This window comes from Sulfoacidibacillus thermotolerans, assembly GCF_003144315.1.
Lineage (GTDB): Bacteria > Bacillota > Bacilli > Alicyclobacillales > SLC66 > Sulfoacidibacillus > Sulfoacidibacillus thermotolerans.
Genome location: NZ_MPDK01000020.1, coordinates 1 through 18,820 on the forward strand (window position 1 = coordinate 1; position 18,820 = coordinate 18,820).

Here is an 18,820-nt window from a genome sequence, read left to right on the forward strand (position 1 = left end):
TTCGCAACGACGAACGGCATAAACTCACCACCCGCCTAGCAAGTCAATACGGTGTGATCGTCATGGAGGATGTAAACGTAAAGGGCATGATGGCGAATCATCGTTTGGCAAGAGCGGTGGGAGACATGGGATTTCACGAGTACAAGAAAGCATGCCGCTATCCGTGCGAGAATGGACATGCTTAAAATGCGACACGCATCATGACCGCTGCGTGGATTTAAGTCAGTTTGGAGGAACGGTTTAAAAGGCATCTAGAAAATCAGGTCTAAAAAGCATAAAGGCAAGATTTTATTGTAAATGTTTAACACGTGAGATATGCTATTGTTATTATGGTTATTTAAAATGAAAAAGTTAGATCTTAAAAAGGAGAGATTGTATTGTGGAGCGTAAATCTCAAGTAATTGCTGTTGCTGTGCAAGAGAATGGTGATATTTATCGTTTTTGGGGGAGAGCACCCAAAGTAGCAGTAGCTTCAGTACAAGATGGGGCGATCATCGATTGGAAAGAGTATCCGGTGCAGTGGGACATTGCCCGAGAGGAAACAACTGAAGGTCTACATCATGCTCAAATTGCCAAATGGATTATGGAGCATCATGTGACGGGAGTCGTAGCGGTAGGGTTAGGCGATGATATGGAACGCATGTTGAGGAAAATTGGATTGGATATCTACTTAGGTTTTAATGGAAAAGCGCGCGATGCAGTGAAACAAATTGCTGTGAAATCGTAAGCTTGAACAGGAAACAATAATAAATTAATTTCGACTTTGAACTAAAATAAAAGTATCTGGTCGATTTCTTGATTGTGTGTAATTTCGCTTTCTTTTTGTCGATAGGGTGCTTGTCCCATCATTGTCTTTCGACGACTTGAAGCTTCTTTTTACTTATCTCGTGATTCGTGTGGCTCCATCCTTTCATGGATGCGATTTGGTTTGTCTACTAGGTACCTAAGCGCAAGGTAGGAATCTCATGATGCCGCCATCTTGGTTTCTATCTTAATTTTTCCTGTGCTTCATGCAACGCAAAGCATACGTGTCCAAAAGGCGATGAGCCGATCATGGTGTCTTGTCATACTAAACTTACACAGTCGAATGTGTTAGGTGAAGAGTCCTAAGGTGTGAGAAGCTAGGGAGTCTGGTATGAGAAATCTGCACGCGTGTTCTTCTATAAGGGGAAACGGCACAAGAAGACCACGCAATGAGTAAGGTCTACAAGGCTGTGTCCTACCTACCCTATTTCTTTAATGCGGCTGACTTTCTTGGGTTATCACACTTTAAATTCTTATTATTCAGACTAATATTCTTTGATATGTGAAATCACTTCAGAACTCCATCTGATCTCGTAGTCTTTTTTATTATACTCTCATTTTTGTGAAAGCGAACTTTATTGTTGCCTCAGTTCGGCAAGTTATTCTTAACTAGTGGTGTAACAGAATAGTTAGCTCCATAGAGAAGATGCTCTTCATGTAAAACAGCCCCCATGAGCTGCCTCTGAATAAATAGCATTTTTAAGGTAATAAGCAATTGAAAGTATTCGTTGTATGGTGTGTCTACGTTAATCTGCCAATTAATCGTTTCTTACTCCGCGCCCATTTCGTCTCTCCATCTTTACTCTCTCACTTATATCTTTAAGATCCGTTTAAATCCTCCTTATGTTACGGAACTTTAGTATAACTCTCCTCTATTACCAGAACGACGAGTTTCCTGATTATACACCCATGATACTGCTCCATAATTTCTTTGTAAGTTTTTGTGAAATATTAATCCAATCTTTTCTGTATATTCACTCGATACGAGCATCAACATAGTAACCTTCTAAGTGAAGAATCTATTTGTTTTTGTTTTTAAAAAGACGTTGGGGAGGAGATTACATGGAGAATCAAAGTCCATTCTTTGCACTTGACAATGTTCGGTTTAATTGGTTTCACGGGAAATCAATGATCACAACTGGGATGGGGGTATTCACGGATGGATATGATTTATCATCAATTGGCATTGTATTACCTATGGTTTTGGCATCCTTAGGAATCAAAAATTTAACGGGAATGCAAAGCTCCTTTTTAGCAGGTAGTGCGTTAATTGGAGCAGCCATAGGGGCTTTGTTGTTTGGTTTGTTGGCTAATCGCGGTCGTAAAGCCTTTTATGGGTTAGATGTTTTTATTATGGCTATTGCATCACTGGCGCAAGCGTTTGTCACAAATGTGCCAGAGTTAATTCTGATACGTTTTATCTTGGGAGTTGGTATTGGTGCTGACTATGTGTTATCTCCTTTGATTATGGCGGAAAATGCAAATAAGCAGGATCGCGGGAAAAGTATGGCGATTGGTTTTGGATTGACTTGGGGACTGGGAGCTACATTTGCTGCGATCCTCTATTTGATCTTGGGTGCTATGCATGAACCACAAAATATCATTTGGCGCGTTGTTCTAGGATTTGGCGTTGTTCCAGCAGCGTCTGTCATTTATTTGCGCCGAAAATTACCTGAAACTCCGAGATTTCTTGCACGTATTAAAGGAGATCGTTCGGCTCTCCAACAAGTGATTCAATATGTGGTAGGTGAAGATGTCAAACAGTATGTCGATGAGGAATTGATCTTACAAGACCATCACCAAGCAACAGAATATTGGAAACGAAATGGGAGCAATATTTTAACGGCATGCTTATTATGGTTTTTATTTGATATTGTTGTATATTCGGGGATTTTATTTGGTCCATCATTAATTGCTAAAGGGCTAAACTTGACTGCAGGAACATTTCAACTTGTTATGGAGTTTGCATTTACCGTACCAGGAGCCATTATTGCTGTAATATTTATTGATCGATGGGGTCGCAAACCTTTGCAAGCACTTGGTTTTATAGGAATGGCTATTGCACTCGGTGCGTTTAGTTTTTTTAGAGTAGAATCGGCTGCGATTCCCATGATCGGTCTCATATTGTACGGCAGTCAAAACTTATTTTCACAAATAGGTCCTGGATCTGTGTCTGCATCGGGCATGCTTGGCGTTGAATTAGCACCGACAAAGATTCGCAGTTTTGTACAGGGGATTACCGTCGCATCAGGAAGACTTGGTGCCTCGTTTACAGCATTTGTTTTTCCTGCGTTATTTCAGACATGGGGCGAATCTTTTGCAATTGGCTTTTTATCTACATTGGCATTATTCGCTGCGATCATTACAATTTTAGTTATTCCGGAGACGAAAAAACAGTCTCTTGAAGAAACTTCTAGAGAAATTGATAGGAGCACCGAGGTACAAACAACTACGGCTTAAGGCAAGGTTCTTGAAAACAGAATGAATAGAATAGCAACTGACTTTCTGTATATTTTGGAGGTGCTTATATGAGTCGGCGTATTGCAGTGATAGGTGATTTGCATTACTGTCTTACGAATGATCAAAAATTTGCAGAAAGAAATCTTTTTTACAAAGGAATGTTGGAAGCGTTTTTTTCAATAGAAGCGGATCTTCATGTGGCACTAGGGGATATCACACATAATGGAACACGTGAAGAATGGAAAGAGTTCATCACTCTAGCAAAATATTTGGCGGCACAAACCCAGTGTAACTTTCAGTTTGTAATTGGAAACCATGACACGTTACACTGCTTTAAAAGTGATATTGTAGAACTGACTGCTCAACCCTTATATACAATGATAGAATGGCAAGACTTGCGAGTCGTTTTGCTTGATACAACTAAAGAGACATCTCCTTTGAATTGGGGAGGTGAAATTCATGATGCGCAATTTGAATGGATACGTTCTCTTCGTGCGCACCCATCTAAAGTGACAGCAATTTTTGCTCATCATCCGTTCCCAAATACGACAAGTGGCGCGAATCAACCTATGATGTCACTTTCTACACCGCATGAACTTTATTTCGAAATGTCCCAATCGGATTGTCGTGTCATCTATGTAAATGGACACAATCACATACAAAGTGTATTCGTTGATGCGGTTTTGTGGCCAAAATGGACCTTTGTACAAGCGGCCTCGATTCTTTCGAGTCCCTCTTTTTTATTGCTAGAAGTTTCACTTGGACAATTTCGTACGTCGACCATCGTCAGTGATGATCCAGCGATTCATCATACAGCAAAGCGACTGCGTGCTGATCTGGAACAGTACTATCATCCCAAAGTATGAGTATGCAATGTCTAATAAGTTCTAGAATTAGATTTGAGTCTATACCTTTTAGGTCAGCCATCAAGTTGTTAAGTCATTAAAGAAGCGGAGGTAAAAAGTTATGACTCAACGTTTCAACGTGAATTCAGTGTGATCGGATGGTTAGATTTTTACATAGGATGGCCAGTTGTTGGTTATTAAATCTACGTACAACCTAGTTACAACATGTTCATCTTGGTATTGTTAACCATCCCAGTATGTCTGGAGATTCCACACCGTGTGGAAGTATCTAAAACTTCTCTTTCAAGTGTGTTATTCTTTTTGGGATCCCTTTAAGGCAGACTATATTTTCAAGTAAACTTCTGTGATTTGTCAATAAAAAAGAGAATTTCGATTCCTTTTAGGCAGATTAGATATAGTAATTATTATACCATGTTATTGAATGATCATACACCGCATTTATTCTTATCTCTTTTTTATTTACAAATTATTTAGCGGGTGCTACCATGAAGAAAATTTAACAATTATACAATCTGCGATGGAATGGAGGTGAGATATACATGCGTTGTCGCATAGAGATGTTGCCGAAGTCGCCGCTTAAGTTACCGTTGCACTATCCGGAGATAGTACAAGGGTTGATCTATCGTATGCTGAGCGATAAAGCCTCTAGCACGCAACTGCACGATCACGGTCTACGTCAAGTTGGCGGGAAACCAGTGAAATTATTTGCGTATTCGAAGCTATTGGGTAAGTACAGAATTGATCGTAATAATAAAACCATTTCGATTTTGGGATCTGTTGATTTAGTTGTGACGAGTGCGCTAGATGAAATGGTTTATGATCTTGCGACCTCTCTACTGAAAGCTGATCGAATTTCCCTTCATGGTACAGAGATGCAGGTGCGGCAGGTGCAGTTACAGTCGTATTGTGGTAGGAACACACATAACCAAATTCGATTGCTCTCACCCGTCGTGACGTATCGAACGATCACGCAACCGAATGGAAAGAAGTTTACACAATATTATAAACCTGGAACAGAGGAATTTGATACACTTTTACGTCAGAATTTGGCGCTGAAGGCGAATGCATTAGGGTGGCAGGTGACATCGAAGGATGTGGATTTATCATTGATTCCTGTCAATGCAGGGGCAATACGCGAACGAATTATCTTGTTTCATGGGTCGCCCATTCACGCTTGGGATGGTGATTTTCGCTTGCAGGGCTCTACGAAATTTATTGAACTAGCTTGGAATGCGGGCTTAGGAGGGAAGGGAAGCTCTGGTTTTGGAGTATTTGATGTATTTTCACAAGGGAGGTGATGAAAATGTTAGAGGCAATGGTTCAATTGGGGCGTTTGCTCGGTAGAAAGAGCGGAGAAAGCGATACGGAAGCGCTGGTCAAACCTATGCCGAATTTGGTTGGTAAGGGTAAACGTTTTGTGGTGGAAATGAATATTGACACAGTCAGGGGAAAATTGACCTTTACTCCTATCGAATGTGAGCCAGCTGATAAGATCAGACTGGCCAAGGAATTATTGTGGATTGGAAATGCCGATGGCGCAGCCAGCCTGCAATGGACTGCCACAACTCAAAATCTATCCTATTTACTTTCACAAACAATCCCGAATCTTTTCAGGATACTACCAGAAAATTCTGAAGTGCGAGACTGGCTGAATCCAGTTCTCCATTCTTTGATGGTAGATCTCGGTCCTCAGAAAAAAGGTTCAGAAGAACGGTATCGCCATATCTTGGATCTGAGTCGGCTATCTAATATACCAAGCGCAGAGTGGGAAAATCTTCTTGATAAAACTCGAGATCAATCCGATCATTCAATTCGCGCAAAGGAACTTGTGCCCGAACTGGAAAAAATGGTGCTTCAGCGCGAAGGGTATTCATTAAGCCAGGTTTATCTTTTTACGCTGTTATTGGATGGAAAGCGTGTGGTCGATCATCCGGATTATCGAGCCTTGGTGATGCGCAACAAAGTCGAAGCTGTATTTGAAGATGCACAGGCGGGTCGCTGTTCTGCATGTGGGAAAAGTGGTACGGTCACCTCCAACCTTACGCGAATGAAGTTTAAATATTATAACACAGACAAGATGTCATTTGCGAGCGGTGTGGACAAGAAACGCTTTGATCGCAATCTTTCATTGTGTTCTTCTTGCTATACGGCATGTCTCGCGGCCGAACCTTTCGTTATGGGTCATATGTCGTCAAGAATTGGACACTTACGATTTTATGTTATTCCTGAGATTTTTGGACCTGTTTCAGACGAGTTGGATCCATATCGATGGAATCGGCGTGCGTGGAATCAGGTTCAGTCCGCTCTCAACTTCAAGGAAATTGCCGAATTAGAAGATGAACTGGCATTAGAACAATCTGTATATGAACAGGGGTACGTGGTAAATCTTTTATTCCATGTATGGAACAATGCTGAACTCCGTCTATTCAACTTGGTTCGCGATGTGCCAAAAACGAGGTTTGAGACAATACAAGAAGGATTTCAGCGTGCTGATCGAATCGCTAAATTGATGCTAGGACCCCGTTCAAATAACGAACAGTGGAATTGGAGACCCGATTTTAATACGATTTATCATTTGATTCCGGTCAGCCGTTCCAATAAAACTCAAGAATATAGGCGTGTATTGCAGGTTTTTGATGCCATTTTGACAGGACAACCCGTCTCTTACAAATTGCTGATGCAATCGTTCGCAAAGCTTATCGAAATTCGGCGTTTTGGACGGTATGATGCAACAAATGTAGAGGAGCCAAAAGCCGGGTATGAATTAGCAAGGCTAACAGATGATGTACTGATGGCGAACATTGTATTATTCAGTTTGCAGGATCTCGGACAACTTGCTACAGATAGCCCAATGAAAAGGAGGGACGGTCATTTGGATACAAATCATGATGTTGTAAATGAAAAGGTGAACCCTGAGATGTTTTTGGAGACCGTCGGTTATAAGGCGAGTCACGAAGCGCTGTTTTGGCTTGGAGCCGCGATTGCAAGTGTGGCTACCGCACAGCAGAAGAATGGTTTAGACACTATGCCTGTACTTGAAAAGATCAATTACCGGGGGATGAATGCTGGTGACGTTGTTCGTCTTGTAGGCAAGATAGAGGATGCTTTTCGGCAATACAAGTTGTTTGGCTCAGGCGCCGATACATTGTTTCGCATGCATACAGCTTTTGCTGCGGCGTTGGACACGGCTGCGTCGCCTCTGCGCTGGAAGAAAGAGTATTCGATGACGGACGAGGAAGCTGTTTTTTACATTCTATCCGGCTTTGCTGTCAAACGAAAGGAGATTCTTTCGCATCGGCGTAAAGATACAACGAAAGTGGGTCTTGATCAGGATACGCAAAATAATGATTTGCAAAATACACAATAAAACGCCTGAGAGCATAATCTTGAGGAGGAAAAAACAATGAATAATTCTGAGATTCTTTTTCTTTACGATGCGCAGTTAACCAATCCCAATGGTGATCCGGACGACGAAAACCGCCCCCGCATGGACTATCAATCCAGGCGGAATCTGGTGAGTGATGTCCGGCTCAAACGGTATATTCGCGACTATCTGCAGGATCAAGGTCATGAACTGTATGTTGCTCAGCCCAGACAAGGAGAAACGATAACTGCGGATAAGCGACTTCGCACCATAATCGGAGACAAGAAACCAACCGTGGGAGATCTTCCAACCATTTTGGACAAGCTTATTGACATCCGTTTGTTTGGCGCCACCATGCCGATCAAAGGAGATGGGGATGGGGGCGGAGCGTCCATTCAGGTGACGGGACCCGTACAGTTCTCCTGGGGGTATTCTCTTAATCACGTTGACTTGGTAAATTCCTACACGATCAGTTCTCGATTCAGTTCTAAAGACGACAAAACTCAGGGTACGTTTGGCAAAGACTATCGTATTTACTACGCTCTGTTGGCTTTCGCGGGCGTCGTTAGTGGCAAGCGGGCCGAGATCAGCCACCTGAAAGAAACAGACCTTGCCTTGTTGGATACTGCAATGTTAGAGGCTATTCCGCTGCAAACGACACGAAGTAAAATGGGCCAATATCCGAGGTTGTATCTTCGAATTGAATACCGAGATGATCGTACTGTACTTGGAGATTGGCGTGACCAGCTGGTTTTGAAAGAGAAGGAAAACCTGCGCGTACCTGGTGATGTGCAATTGAATGTCGACAAATTAGTGGAGCGGATTGAAGCGGTGCAGGGGCGTATCGCTCGTGTTTATCTCTGGGAGCATCCCGATTTCCCCTTTTTCTTAGGAAACCAGAGGACCTCAGTCGCAAAAGCAATAGAGCAGAAGGTACCAGATTTGATCACACCCATTCAGCTAATGGAAGCGAGAACCCTATGAGTACTCCGGATCGAATTGTGGTCTTTGAATTGCGCGGGCACATGGCACATTTTCGTAAGATTTATACAAATTCTTCCTCTCTGACGTATCTTGTACCGCCGCGAACTACGCTGAGTGGAATCATCGCAGCCATCCTGGGATTGAATCGTGATTCGTACTACCAACTGCTGGGCCCTGAGCAATCGTGGATCACTGTTTCATTGCGTACAAAAGTACGTACCATTATGCAGACCATGAACAATCTGTTCATAAAATCACCGTCAGAACTCTCTGGCGTCAAAGGGCATACACAGGTACCCACTGAGATTGTTGTCTCTCAGACAGCAGGTGATTTGATCTACCGTGTTTTTTTTGCTCACCAAGATGAATCCTTGGTGAGTGAGTTGGCTGATCGCATCGTTCAGCATGCGCCAGCCTATCCTGTATCTCTCGGAACAGGCCCTATGTTAGCTTCTATACATCCTATAGCGATTGTGGCGGTTGAGGATGTCCGACTTACACCACCTGAAAGAGATGTTTCTGTGGTAACGCCATGTTTAATGGAAGACGTGGAAAAGTTGGTACCATCAATTAATACCAACCTCCGCACCGAGGTGATTAAAGATCTCATGCCGTACAGTTTTGATCCAGGACGCAGAAATGGCTGGAATCGGGAATTTTTATACGAACGGCAAGGATTGCCCATGACGGTACGTCTGAGGCGTCCGTCACTGAGAATCTTTTACCCCGGTGATGCTGGAAACGCGGTAACGGATGAAATTGTTTTCGCAGAGGAAGTGAACCTTCTATCATGACGCGATATTATTCGCACATCCGTCGCGACAAAAACGGGAAAGAGACAGGAAGAACGCGTCTAAGTGATCACCTTGCATCTGTGGCCAATGCAACTTTTGCATTGGCCACAACGGGTGGCGCAGAACGTCCGTCCTTGATTGCTGGATTGTGCCACGATTTTGGGAAAATGACGACGTATTTTCAGTCTTATCTAGAGACAGGTGAACCGCATTCGCACGCCCTTCAACAGCATGCCTTCATTTCCGCTCTATACGGAGCATTCGAAGCCTATCGAATACTGGACATATGGAGTTTTGTGGAATCTTGGGATCCATTACTGATCTACTTGGCTATTAAGCATCACCATGGAGATCTGGCAAATCTCACGGATGATCTTGGATCAAAACTGATTCGGGATGATAATCTGGTGAGTATCACCAATCAGTTGGCCGATCCATTAAGCAAAGCTATGCACCAGGTGAAGGACTTGCTAGCGCAAAGCAAGGCAGTGACGCGCGAATTGGAGATAGCTGCTAGTCGAGTATCATTCGGCTTACCAATAGATTGGCAACCGGATGTAGCAGCTTTCCTTGCTGGGGATTGGATGAAGACATTCAATCGATTGGTCAAAGATAAATTTCTGTATGATCGCGATCATGACAGACATTGGCTTTATGTTCGTCTTCTGTTGATCTTTTCATCTCTAATCGATAGCGATAAGCGTGACGCAGCGAAATTGCAAATCTCAGACAGACCCACTATTCCGGTGGATATCGTAAATGTTCCCGTGGCGAAAGAGGTCGAGGCTTCTCAAGCTTCATCTTCTATGATTAGTGTTCGTCAAAATTTATATGCCAGGGCAACGAGGCGAGCACAACAAATGGCTGAAAAACGACTATTCACTCTGACTGCGCCGACTGGTAGCGGGAAAACCTTGACGGTTCTATCAGTGGCTATGCAACTGCGCAAATGGGCTGAATCGATTGGGCTACCATCACCGCGCATTATATATGCTATGCCGTTCACGAGCATCATCGACCAGAATTATAAGGTTCTAAAGAACATGCTTAACCAATTGGATGATTTCAAGGTACGCGAGTATAAGTATTTGATTGCGCATCATCACTTGGCTCCTGTAAAAGCGCAGGAGGGGGGGCGAGAGCTTCCTGTCGATGAAGCACTATTATTGCAAGAGGGTTGGGATAGTGAGTTTGTTATCACAACGTTTGTACAGTTATTCGAGACACTGATTGGGTATCGCAATCGTGCGCTTAAACGTTTCCATCGTATTCAAAACGCTATCCTCATCCTTGACGAGGTGCAGAGCTTGCCAGCTGAACTATGGCCTTTGATTGGTAATGTAGTAAATCTGATAGCAGAACAATTAGGGACAAAAATTATCCTGATGACTGCAACTCAGCCGAAACTATTAAGTCAGGCTATGCAGAGTGTGGAATTGGCTGGTGAATCGGATGAAGTCGCAGAAATGTTCAACCAATTAGATCGAATCGATATGCTCATAGATCTCACGGTAATCTCTGTCGACCAGTTTGTCATGCAATTTCTTGATCGTTACACGGTCGATCAGTCCTATTTACTTGTGTTTAATACCATTCGAACTTCTCTAGATGTTTACAGAGCGCTTCAATCTAGATTAAGTGAAGATGCGGGGCTTACTTATCTGTCTAGTAACGTTGTACCTGTTATGCGCCGCATGCGAGTCGAGGAACTCACCCAGGCGAGCAGAGCCAGAAAATCTGTCGAGGAACACACCCAAGCGAGCAGAGCCATAAAATCTATGGTAATCGTGTCTACGCAGGTGGTTGAAGCCGGAGTCGATCTTGATGTCGACGTTGTTTATCGCGAGCTTGCTCCGGTGGATGCAATGGTACAAGCGGCAGGACGGTGTAATCGCGATGATGGTGGGGGTGTCAATAAAGGTTTGGTTTACGTTTTTCAATTGGAACCGAAATCTGGACAACGTTTATCAATGGAAGTAGTTTACGGAAAAATCAAATCACATGCTACTATGGAAACTTTAAACAAATTTTGTGATTCTAAGGGTCGTTATGTTCTGGCGGAGTCTCAATTTTCACGCTTAGTGGACGATTATTTTAGCGCTCTAGTGGAACAAGGATCAAAGGGGGTTTCAGAACAAATATGGTTTTCTATGGAAGAGCTCTACTTTTCGCCTAATAAAGTAAAAGAAATACCCGTCGTCAGCGATTTTCGCTTAATCGATAAATATCCGCAATATGTAGATCTGTTCGTGACTTGCACGAAAGACGCAGAGGATCTGTGGTTATGGTATCAATCATCTGTCATCGGTGAAAGTGATTTACAGCAACGTCGAGAGAATTATTTGAAGCGAAAAGCGGAATTTCATGGATACATCATATCCGTGCATAGGCGGCGTGCTATAGGTTTAGGAGCCATAGAACAGGGTAATGGTGGGCTCTGGTATCTCCCTGCGGTCATGAATCAACCTGATATATACAATCCAATAACAGGTTTGGTGATGGATCCTAATGACATAGATTCCTTCATTTGATGGGGGTGTACAAATGGTAAAATCCATAGAAGATGTGAGAGTAACAGGGACGCTTGTCTGGTATTTTTGCGTTTGTCCTCGTGAAGCGTGGCTGATGTCACATCAACTGACGCCTGATGAAGACGACGAAAATATTCGAATCGGCAGGATGATTCACGAAGATTCGTTTGGCCGCGCTGAGCGGGAGGCAGCCATATCAGGCAGTAAGATAGACAGGGTGGTTCAGCGCGATGGAAAGTTAGTTGTCTATGAGGTAAAGAAAAGCTCGCGACACGAACGCTCCGCTCGTATGCAATTACTATTCTATCTTTTGCAATTGCGGGAAGCAGGGGTGCTGGCAATCGGTGAACTGCATTATCCGGAAGAAAAGAGGGTTGTCAAAATTCAATTGGGCGACGAAGAACTTCGAGAGATCATGGGAATCATTACACAGATTCGCGATCTGATTGCTCGCGATCTGCCACCGTCACCCACGCGCATACCGGTATGCAAAAAGTATGCTTATGCAGAATTCTGTTGGGCGTGAGGAGGGATTCGTGTGATAGAAAAAAGTCTGTACGTGTTTTCAAACGGCGAATTAAAACGAAAGGATAACACACTTTTTTTTGAAACGGCGGAGGGAAAGAAGTTTATCCCAATCACGACCGTCAGAGATATATTGTTGTTCGGTGAAGTGACGTTCAATTCGAGGGTTCTTAATTTCCTATCCGAGCAAGAGGTGCTTATCCATTATTTTAATCATTATGGATACTATTCTGGGACTATTTATCCTCGTGAGCACATTGTTTCTGGAAGCCTGATCCTACGCCAGGTGGAGCATTATCTTAGCGATCCATTAAGGGTGGACATTGCACGCAGATTTGTCGGCGGTGCGGCACAAAACTTGAGACGTGTGCTCAAGTATTACATGAGTCGCGGGCGTAATTTGGAGTCTAATTTAGAGAGAATCGAAAGTCTAATTGTTACTCTTGACACATTTAATGATATTCCCCAACTAATGGCCGTTGAAGGGAATATCCGAGAGACGTACTATGATGCGTTCGATGAGATTATTCAGGATAAAGCTTTTGCCATGAATGGTCGGACGAAACGGCCTCCACGTAATCCGTTGAATGCACTTATCAGTTTTGGAAACTCCTTGCTTTATACGACCGTGCTTAGTGAAATCTATAAGACACATCTTGACCCCCGAATTGGCTATTTGCATGCAACCAATTTTCGACGCTTTACGTTGAACCTGGATATAGCTGAGATTTTCAAACCCATTCTTGTTGATCGCATGATTTTTACTATTATTAGTAAAAACATGTTAAAATCGACTGATTTTGTTCGAGAGTCTGGAGGAGTTTTACTTAACGATGCAGGTCGTTCAGTATTTTTGAAACAGTGGGATGATCGTTTACAGCAGACTATTCAATTGCGAGATCTTGGGCGCTCAGTTTCATATCGACGGCTTATTCGCATGGAGTTGTATAAGCTGGAAAAGCATTTAATCGGAGAGAAGCCGTATGAACCATTTGCAGCTAGGTGGTAAGAAGGTGCGTGGTTTTCATGTTTGTTATTGTTGTTTATGACGTACAAGTTAAACGAGTCGCAAAAGTGCTAAAAGTATGTCGTAAGTATCTGTACTGGGTTCAGAATTCCGTGCTCGAAGGTGAGATCACATTGGCGGATTTTGAAGAATTGAAACGAGATTTGAAGCGAATTATATCGCCAGAAACAGACTCAGTGCTTTTTTACACATTTCGAACTACTCGATATACTGAGCGAATAAGTATAGGGCTTCAAAAGGGTGGAGAAGATCGATTTCTTTGAAGCCATGGGTACGCGCTCTTGCTATAGCGCGTAGTATGAATTTGTAGATTGCTTGTGTTGTTGTTTTCTAAATATGAAATATAGTGCTAGAAGCAGAAAGTCGTCGATATCGAGTCGTGCTAAAAACCAGGGGGATCGACGACATACTGGCACGATTAGATTTGCTTGTAATCAGCGGTATAGATCGAGTTTTGCAGGTGGGTGATGATCATCACAAAATTTTTGTGATGATTGTATTGTCTTGTTATTATGATGCGGGTAGAATGGGTTTATAGACTGCCTTTGAGGGATCGGAACAGTGTTTCTGGCGCTCCCGCTTCTTCGAGCGTCGCGGTTTATAGACTGCCTTTGAGGGATCGGAACATACCAGAGCACCCAATAATAATCTGCGTATTCCTTCGTTTATAGACTGCCTTTGAGGGATCGGAACATACTACCTCGACGGTGGTCGACAATACGCAGACAGCGTTTATAGACTGCCTTTGAGGGATCGGAACTAGTATCTGATAGTCCTGGTGCATGCCATAGCAAGGTTTATAGACTGCCTTTGAGGGATCGGAACCACCCCTCGACGCTGAGACTGCTGGTCTAGCCGCTGGTTTATAGACTGCCTTTGAGGGATCGGAACATAGAAAAAGAAGGATGCTAAACCCCACTCCGATAAGTTTATAGACTGCCTTTGAGGGATCGGAACGAAAAGTCGAAAATGGAGCGGGAGACTGTATATATGGTTTATAGACTGCCTTTGAGGGATCGGAACGATGATTTTCAGGGCGCTTTTAACAGCACATCTCAAGTTTATAGACTGCCTTTGAGGGATCGGAACTACAGTCTGATTGGCTACGCAGTAGATATGATACGGTTTATAGACTGCCTTTGAGGGATCGGAACCTAATAATCAACAAAATAGCGTTCCAGTGCAATCACGTTTATAGACTGCCTTTGAGGGATCGGAACACCAAAACACATCCAGTGCTCAAACCAATCAAAGCTAGTTTATAGACTGCCTTTGAGGGATCGGAACCGCCACCGTCACTATATTCATCGGAATCTCCAACTCCGTTTATAGACTGCCTTTGAGGGATCGGAACTTGCGTGGGATAAGCTCGCAGAACCTTGTGCTACCTACGTTTATAGACTGCCTTTGAGGGATCGGAACTGGTTTACCCAGCGCGGTGTAATTCGCCCGTAGAAATCGTTTATAGACTGCCTTTGAGGGATCGGAACGCACCATAAAGATTACGGCAACTCCACTTGATTATAGGTTTATAGACTGCCTTTGAGGGATCGGAACCACAGTTTCCACTTTCTACTATCGTCAATGCAGAGTCGTTTATAGACTGCCTTTGAGGGATCGGAACGTATATTACGTCGGATTTTCTAATAATGTGAGTTCTGTTTATAGACTGCCTTTGAGGGATCGGAACCACCCCCGCATATCCCGGATGTCCGCTATGATTTGCAGTTTATAGACTGCCTTTGAGGGATCGGAACAGAGCATCTACAGGTAAGTCGTATAAATCAGGCTTCAGTTTATAGACTGCCTTTGAGGGATCGGAACCATACAAAACTTAAAAACCCAAAGCAAAAGGTGTAGTTTATAGACTGCCTTTGAGGGATCGGAACCTGATTAGCACGGGATTCCCACTCAACTTTACACGAGGTTTATAGACTGCCTTTGAGGGATCGGAACATGATCGATGAAGCCCACTTGGTGCAAATTCCGGTACGTTTATAGACTGCCTTTGAGGGATCGGAACTTGATCGCGAGCGTGGCATGATGCACTATCGTGCGTCAGTTTATAGACTGCCTTTGAGGGATCGGAACTTGGGATGACGAAGACGAATCGTGGGTCATGGCGCCGTTTATAGACTGCCTTTGAGGGACGAAAGCGTAACGGCTAGTCCAATTAGCACCTATGTCATGGCGCCGTTTATAGACTGCCTTTGAGGGATCGGAACCCCGTTGAACTCACTCCAGCGCAACAACGCGACCTGAGTTTATAGACTGCCTTTGAGGGATCGGAACATAATCGTGGTGTGCTTTTCAAAATGAAAAATTATAAGTTTATAGACTGCCTTTGAGGGATCGGAACTATTACTCAAAAAGAATGGATATCGCTTTGGCGTGGTTTATAGACTGCCTTTATGGTGGCCCCATCTGTCAAGACAAAGTTTTTAAAGTTTTAAGCTATAGTCTCTTTCACCCTATCCCTACGCCGTTTGTAGGAGAAGCGGGAGGGGTGAATGGCCGTTAGACCAGAGGAGAGGAGTGGAAGCGGCTTCCCCTGCTCGTTGTCTCTCATCCTTGGTCGTTAAGCAATCTCCTTTCCTATGAATGTATTTTCATGAGATGAGGTAGGAATTGGATCCTCAGGCGTCATCCCTTTCAGGTAGATCTCAGCAGGTGTATGATCCTTGAGAGATTGATGGGGTCTCTCATGATTATACTTGTGTATGAATTTTCTGATAGACTCTCTCGCCTCCCTTGGTGTGGCGTACTCTTTTGTGTACACCTCTTGGTACTTTAGCGTTCGCCAGAATCGTTCGATAAAGATGTTATCCACAGCCCGGTTCTTTCCGTCCATGCTTATGCGCACACCAGCCTTCTTGAGAATGTCTGTGTATTGCGGACTCATAAAATGGCTGCCCTGGTCACTGTTCCAAATCTCTGGTTTGGCGTGCTGCAGTCCTGTTTGCGTCGCCTTAAGAACAAAATCGATTTCCAGTGTCTGATCGAGCTCCCAGCTGACAATGTAGCGAGAATACCAGTCGATGACGGCTACCAGATACATCCATCCGCGTTTGAGCCGGATATAGGTGATGTCGATAGACCAAATGTGATTGGCGTGACGGGCCTTTACCCCTCGCAACAGGTACGGGTAAATCTTGTGTGCCAGGTTGCGCTTACTCAGATTGGGGCCTGGGCTCACGCCAGCGATACCCATTTCCCTCATGCAGCGCACAACACGCTTTCGGTTGATATCCCACCCTTCACGCCTTAGAATGGCCACGATGTAGCGACTGCCTGACACAGGCCTTTCTGTGTATAGCTCGTCAATGCGATGCTTGAGACGTATCTCCTCGTCCGGGATGCCCACGGGGTTGTAGTAAAGACTCGTCCGATTCAGGCTGAGCAACTCAGCTTGTCTGGAGACAGAAAGCTTCTCGTTGTCGTGATCCACCATGGAAATTCGCTCATTTCTAGTTCAATTTGATTCCAGATTTTTTTTTTGAGCCACTCAACCTCAGTGGTTAAGCGGCCGATTTTTGAATAGAGCTCCGAGGTTTCCTTTTCATGTTCTTTCGTTAGGGCGGCAGCGCTCTTTTTACTCTCATCCTCAAAGATGCCAGGCAGGTTGTCCACAACCGTGTTTTTCCATTTGTGGAGCATTGTCACATGAACACCGTACTCTGAGGAAATTTGAGCGATGGTCTTTTCTTCTTTGAGTAGCTCTAGGACGACTTCTGCTTTGAATGATCCCGTGTAATGTTTTCGCATAGTCATATTGTAGCTTATTCGGTCCCTTCTCAGTTGTCTTGTTTCCTGGGACCACTATACTTTGAGGGATCGGAACCTTTTTGGATCGCCCACTGCTGCGCCGAAAACATTTGGTTTATAGACTGCCTTTGAGGGATCGGAACTCCAAAACAAATACCGCCATTTGCAAACTTCCTTTGTTTATAGACTGCCTTGCACTTTTGGCTTGCAAAACACAACGCCCAGACTTCCCCAAGGTGTTACTCGCTACGGAAGACAGCTTGATGTTGGCCTCTTTTAGCACCTTCTGTATCCGATTTACTTCTCTTGCTCGTTCGTCTATCAGGCTCCGACGGTAACGAATGAGTTCTCGCAGTTCACGTTGGGTTCGGTCCGGGATATAACTGGCTTGCAATAACCCATGACGAAGCAAACCAGCTATCCACTCAGCATCCTTCACGTCCGTCTTGCGCCCCGGGACGTTTTTCATGTGATTTGCGTTAACTACAATCACTTGAAAGTCCTCTGATTCCAAGAGGTTATAGATGGGCTTCCAAAACGAAGCAGTGCTTTCCATCGCTCCATGCGTACATCCGTGTTGTTTCAACCAATCGACCATTTCTAACAGGTCTAACGTCATGGTGGAGAAGGTGCGAATTTCCTTGGCTTCCGACGTCAGAACGCATGCAACTACCATCTTCTTATGCACGTCGAGACCACAACAACGTTCGTAGACGACATCTATATAGATCCTTTCTGGCGAACTGTATAAATTGAAGGGCTGGTGCAACGACCATAAAGATCATTCTATCCTGCGTGCTTCCCTAAAGGGAGCAACATACTATGGTGCACTGGGTCGTCGTAGTTAGTCTATTGAGCGGGCTCATGGCACCAGAGTGGAACGACCTACCTTCGCCAGCCGCTAAGGTGTCATTCGACACAAGCCCATTTTCATCCTTCTACTGGTGCTGTTCAGGCGGCATGGTGGTCTATTGACTTAATACCAGCGGTCACCTTAGTCGCCGAAATAGGCAAATTTTCGAGATTTCGTAATCCGAAACAGCTCATGGCGTACGCGAGATTAGTACCGAAGGAGTATTCAAGCAGGGCTAGTCGATGGCAGGGTGGAAGTATAAAGACTGGTAAATGCACATGTTCGTTGGATATTATCAGAATCGGCTTGGAGCTATCGATACAAACCTGCGGTTATAGGCGATATTCGACGTAAGCAAAAAGGAAAGAGTCCACAAGTACAGGATATAGCTTTGAAGGCACAGAATCGCTTGCATCACAAATATTTTCGCATGGTGTCTCGAGGTAAAATACCGAGTGTACAGCTACAGCTGTCGCTCGAGAACTACTCGGCTATGTATGGTATGGGCGATTGCTATATAAATCGAAAAACAGCAAATAAGCAAGCGGTCCGAATGATCAGCGTAAGCCAGAAATATTTGCATCAATGCTTATTGTTGTGAAGATCGGGCCCGGAGGCAAAGACCCAATACAGGGATTCCTTGGCACCTCTATGTGCTAGATTTGATTAAACGCACGCGCTTAGTCCGAGGCAGTCCTTGATAGAGGTAAGACTTGTGCTATCCAATCTACGAATATCAGATTGCCAATCGTCGAAGATGCTTTGCCCTCGGGCTGGGCCTTTAACAAAAATCGAATGGGGTTTGACGGCCTCGTTCATATCAGAGGGAGGGTTGAAACGGGGAGTC

The 18,820-nt window shown here is 44.1% G+C and carries 12 protein-coding genes, 3 pseudogenes and 1 CRISPR repeat array; of the genes and pseudogenes, 13 read left to right on the top strand and 2 right to left on the bottom strand.

Going from position 1 to position 18,820, the window contains the following annotated elements; genetic code table 11:
- From BM613_RS10685 to cas2, 12 genes and pseudogenes are all read left to right on the top strand, one after another.
- Positions 1–185, top strand: a pseudogene (locus BM613_RS10685) (IS200/IS605 family element transposase accessory protein TnpB); the annotation flags it as partial.
- Between the two features lie 194 nt (positions 186–379).
- Positions 380–727, top strand: coding sequence for a NifB/NifX family molybdenum-iron cluster-binding protein (locus tag BM613_RS10690; protein WP_181363065.1), 348 nt, complete (start codon positions 380–382; stop codon positions 725–727).
- Positions 728–1,866: 1,139 nt separating this feature from the next.
- Positions 1,867–3,264: an MFS transporter gene (locus BM613_RS10695; RefSeq protein WP_109431180.1), complete on the top strand. Its 1,398-nt coding sequence runs from the start codon at positions 1,867–1,869 to the stop codon at positions 3,262–3,264.
- Between the two features lie 68 nt (positions 3,265–3,332).
- Positions 3,333–4,130, top strand: a complete 798-nt coding sequence (locus tag BM613_RS10700; RefSeq protein ID WP_109431181.1) for a metallophosphoesterase family protein — start codon at positions 3,333–3,335, stop codon at positions 4,128–4,130.
- Positions 4,131–4,669: 539 nt separating this feature from the next.
- Entirely contained in the window at positions 4,670–5,428 is a 759-nt protein-coding gene (gene cas6, locus BM613_RS10705; protein WP_109431182.1) for a CRISPR-associated endoribonuclease Cas6, read from the top strand.
- A 5-nt stretch (positions 5,429–5,433) separates the two neighbouring features.
- On the top strand, positions 5,434–7,497 hold the full coding sequence (gene cas8b, locus BM613_RS10710; RefSeq protein WP_181363066.1) for a type I-B CRISPR-associated protein Cas8b/Csh1: 2,064 nt from the start codon (positions 5,434–5,436) through the stop codon (positions 7,495–7,497).
- Between the two features lie 36 nt (positions 7,498–7,533).
- Positions 7,534–8,478: a type I-B CRISPR-associated protein Cas7/Csh2 gene (cas7b, locus tag BM613_RS10715; RefSeq protein WP_109431184.1), complete on the top strand. Its 945-nt coding sequence runs from the start codon at positions 7,534–7,536 to the stop codon at positions 8,476–8,478.
- Complete coding sequence (gene cas5 / locus BM613_RS10720; RefSeq protein ID WP_109431185.1) at positions 8,475–9,272, top strand: CRISPR-associated protein Cas5; 798 nt, start codon at positions 8,475–8,477, stop codon at positions 9,270–9,272. The genes cas7b and cas5 overlap by 4 nt, the downstream gene beginning before the upstream one ends.
- Positions 9,269–11,803, top strand: a complete 2,535-nt coding sequence (gene cas3, locus BM613_RS10725; RefSeq protein WP_109431186.1) for a CRISPR-associated helicase Cas3' — start codon at positions 9,269–9,271, stop codon at positions 11,801–11,803. The genes cas5 and cas3 overlap by 4 nt, the downstream gene beginning before the upstream one ends.
- Positions 11,804–11,816: 13 nt before the next feature.
- Positions 11,817–12,329 (top strand): CRISPR-associated protein Cas4, encoded by a 513-nt coding sequence (gene cas4, locus BM613_RS10730; RefSeq protein WP_109431187.1) that lies wholly within the window; start codon positions 11,817–11,819, stop codon positions 12,327–12,329.
- Between the two features lie 15 nt (positions 12,330–12,344).
- Positions 12,345–13,337: a type I-B CRISPR-associated endonuclease Cas1b gene (cas1b, locus tag BM613_RS10735; protein ID WP_109431211.1), complete on the top strand. Its 993-nt coding sequence runs from the start codon at positions 12,345–12,347 to the stop codon at positions 13,335–13,337.
- Between the two features lie 17 nt (positions 13,338–13,354).
- Positions 13,355–13,618, top strand: a complete 264-nt coding sequence (gene cas2, locus BM613_RS10740; protein ID WP_109431212.1) for a CRISPR-associated endonuclease Cas2 — start codon at positions 13,355–13,357, stop codon at positions 13,616–13,618.
- Positions 13,619–13,885: 267 nt separating this feature from the next.
- A CRISPR array of direct repeats spans positions 13,886–15,714; the repeat unit is 30 nt; unit sequence GTTTATAGACTGCCTTTGAGGGATCGGAAC.
- A gap of 297 nt (positions 15,715–16,011) precedes the next feature.
- Here the strand turns inward: cas2 and BM613_RS10745 are convergent.
- Both BM613_RS10745 and BM613_RS10750 read right to left on the bottom strand, forming a co-directional pair.
- Positions 16,012–17,120 (bottom strand): annotated as a pseudogene (locus BM613_RS10745) (IS3 family transposase); the annotation flags it as partial.
- Positions 17,121–17,322: 202 nt separating this feature from the next.
- Positions 17,323–17,844 (bottom strand): annotated as a pseudogene (locus tag BM613_RS10750) (IS110 family RNA-guided transposase); the annotation flags it as partial.
- Positions 17,845–18,099: 255 nt separating this feature from the next.
- Between BM613_RS10750 and BM613_RS15810 the strand changes: the two are divergent.
- Positions 18,100–18,327, top strand: a complete 228-nt coding sequence (locus tag BM613_RS15810; protein WP_425450696.1) for a transposase — start codon at positions 18,100–18,102, stop codon at positions 18,325–18,327.
- Positions 18,328–18,820: the final 493 nt, after the last annotated feature.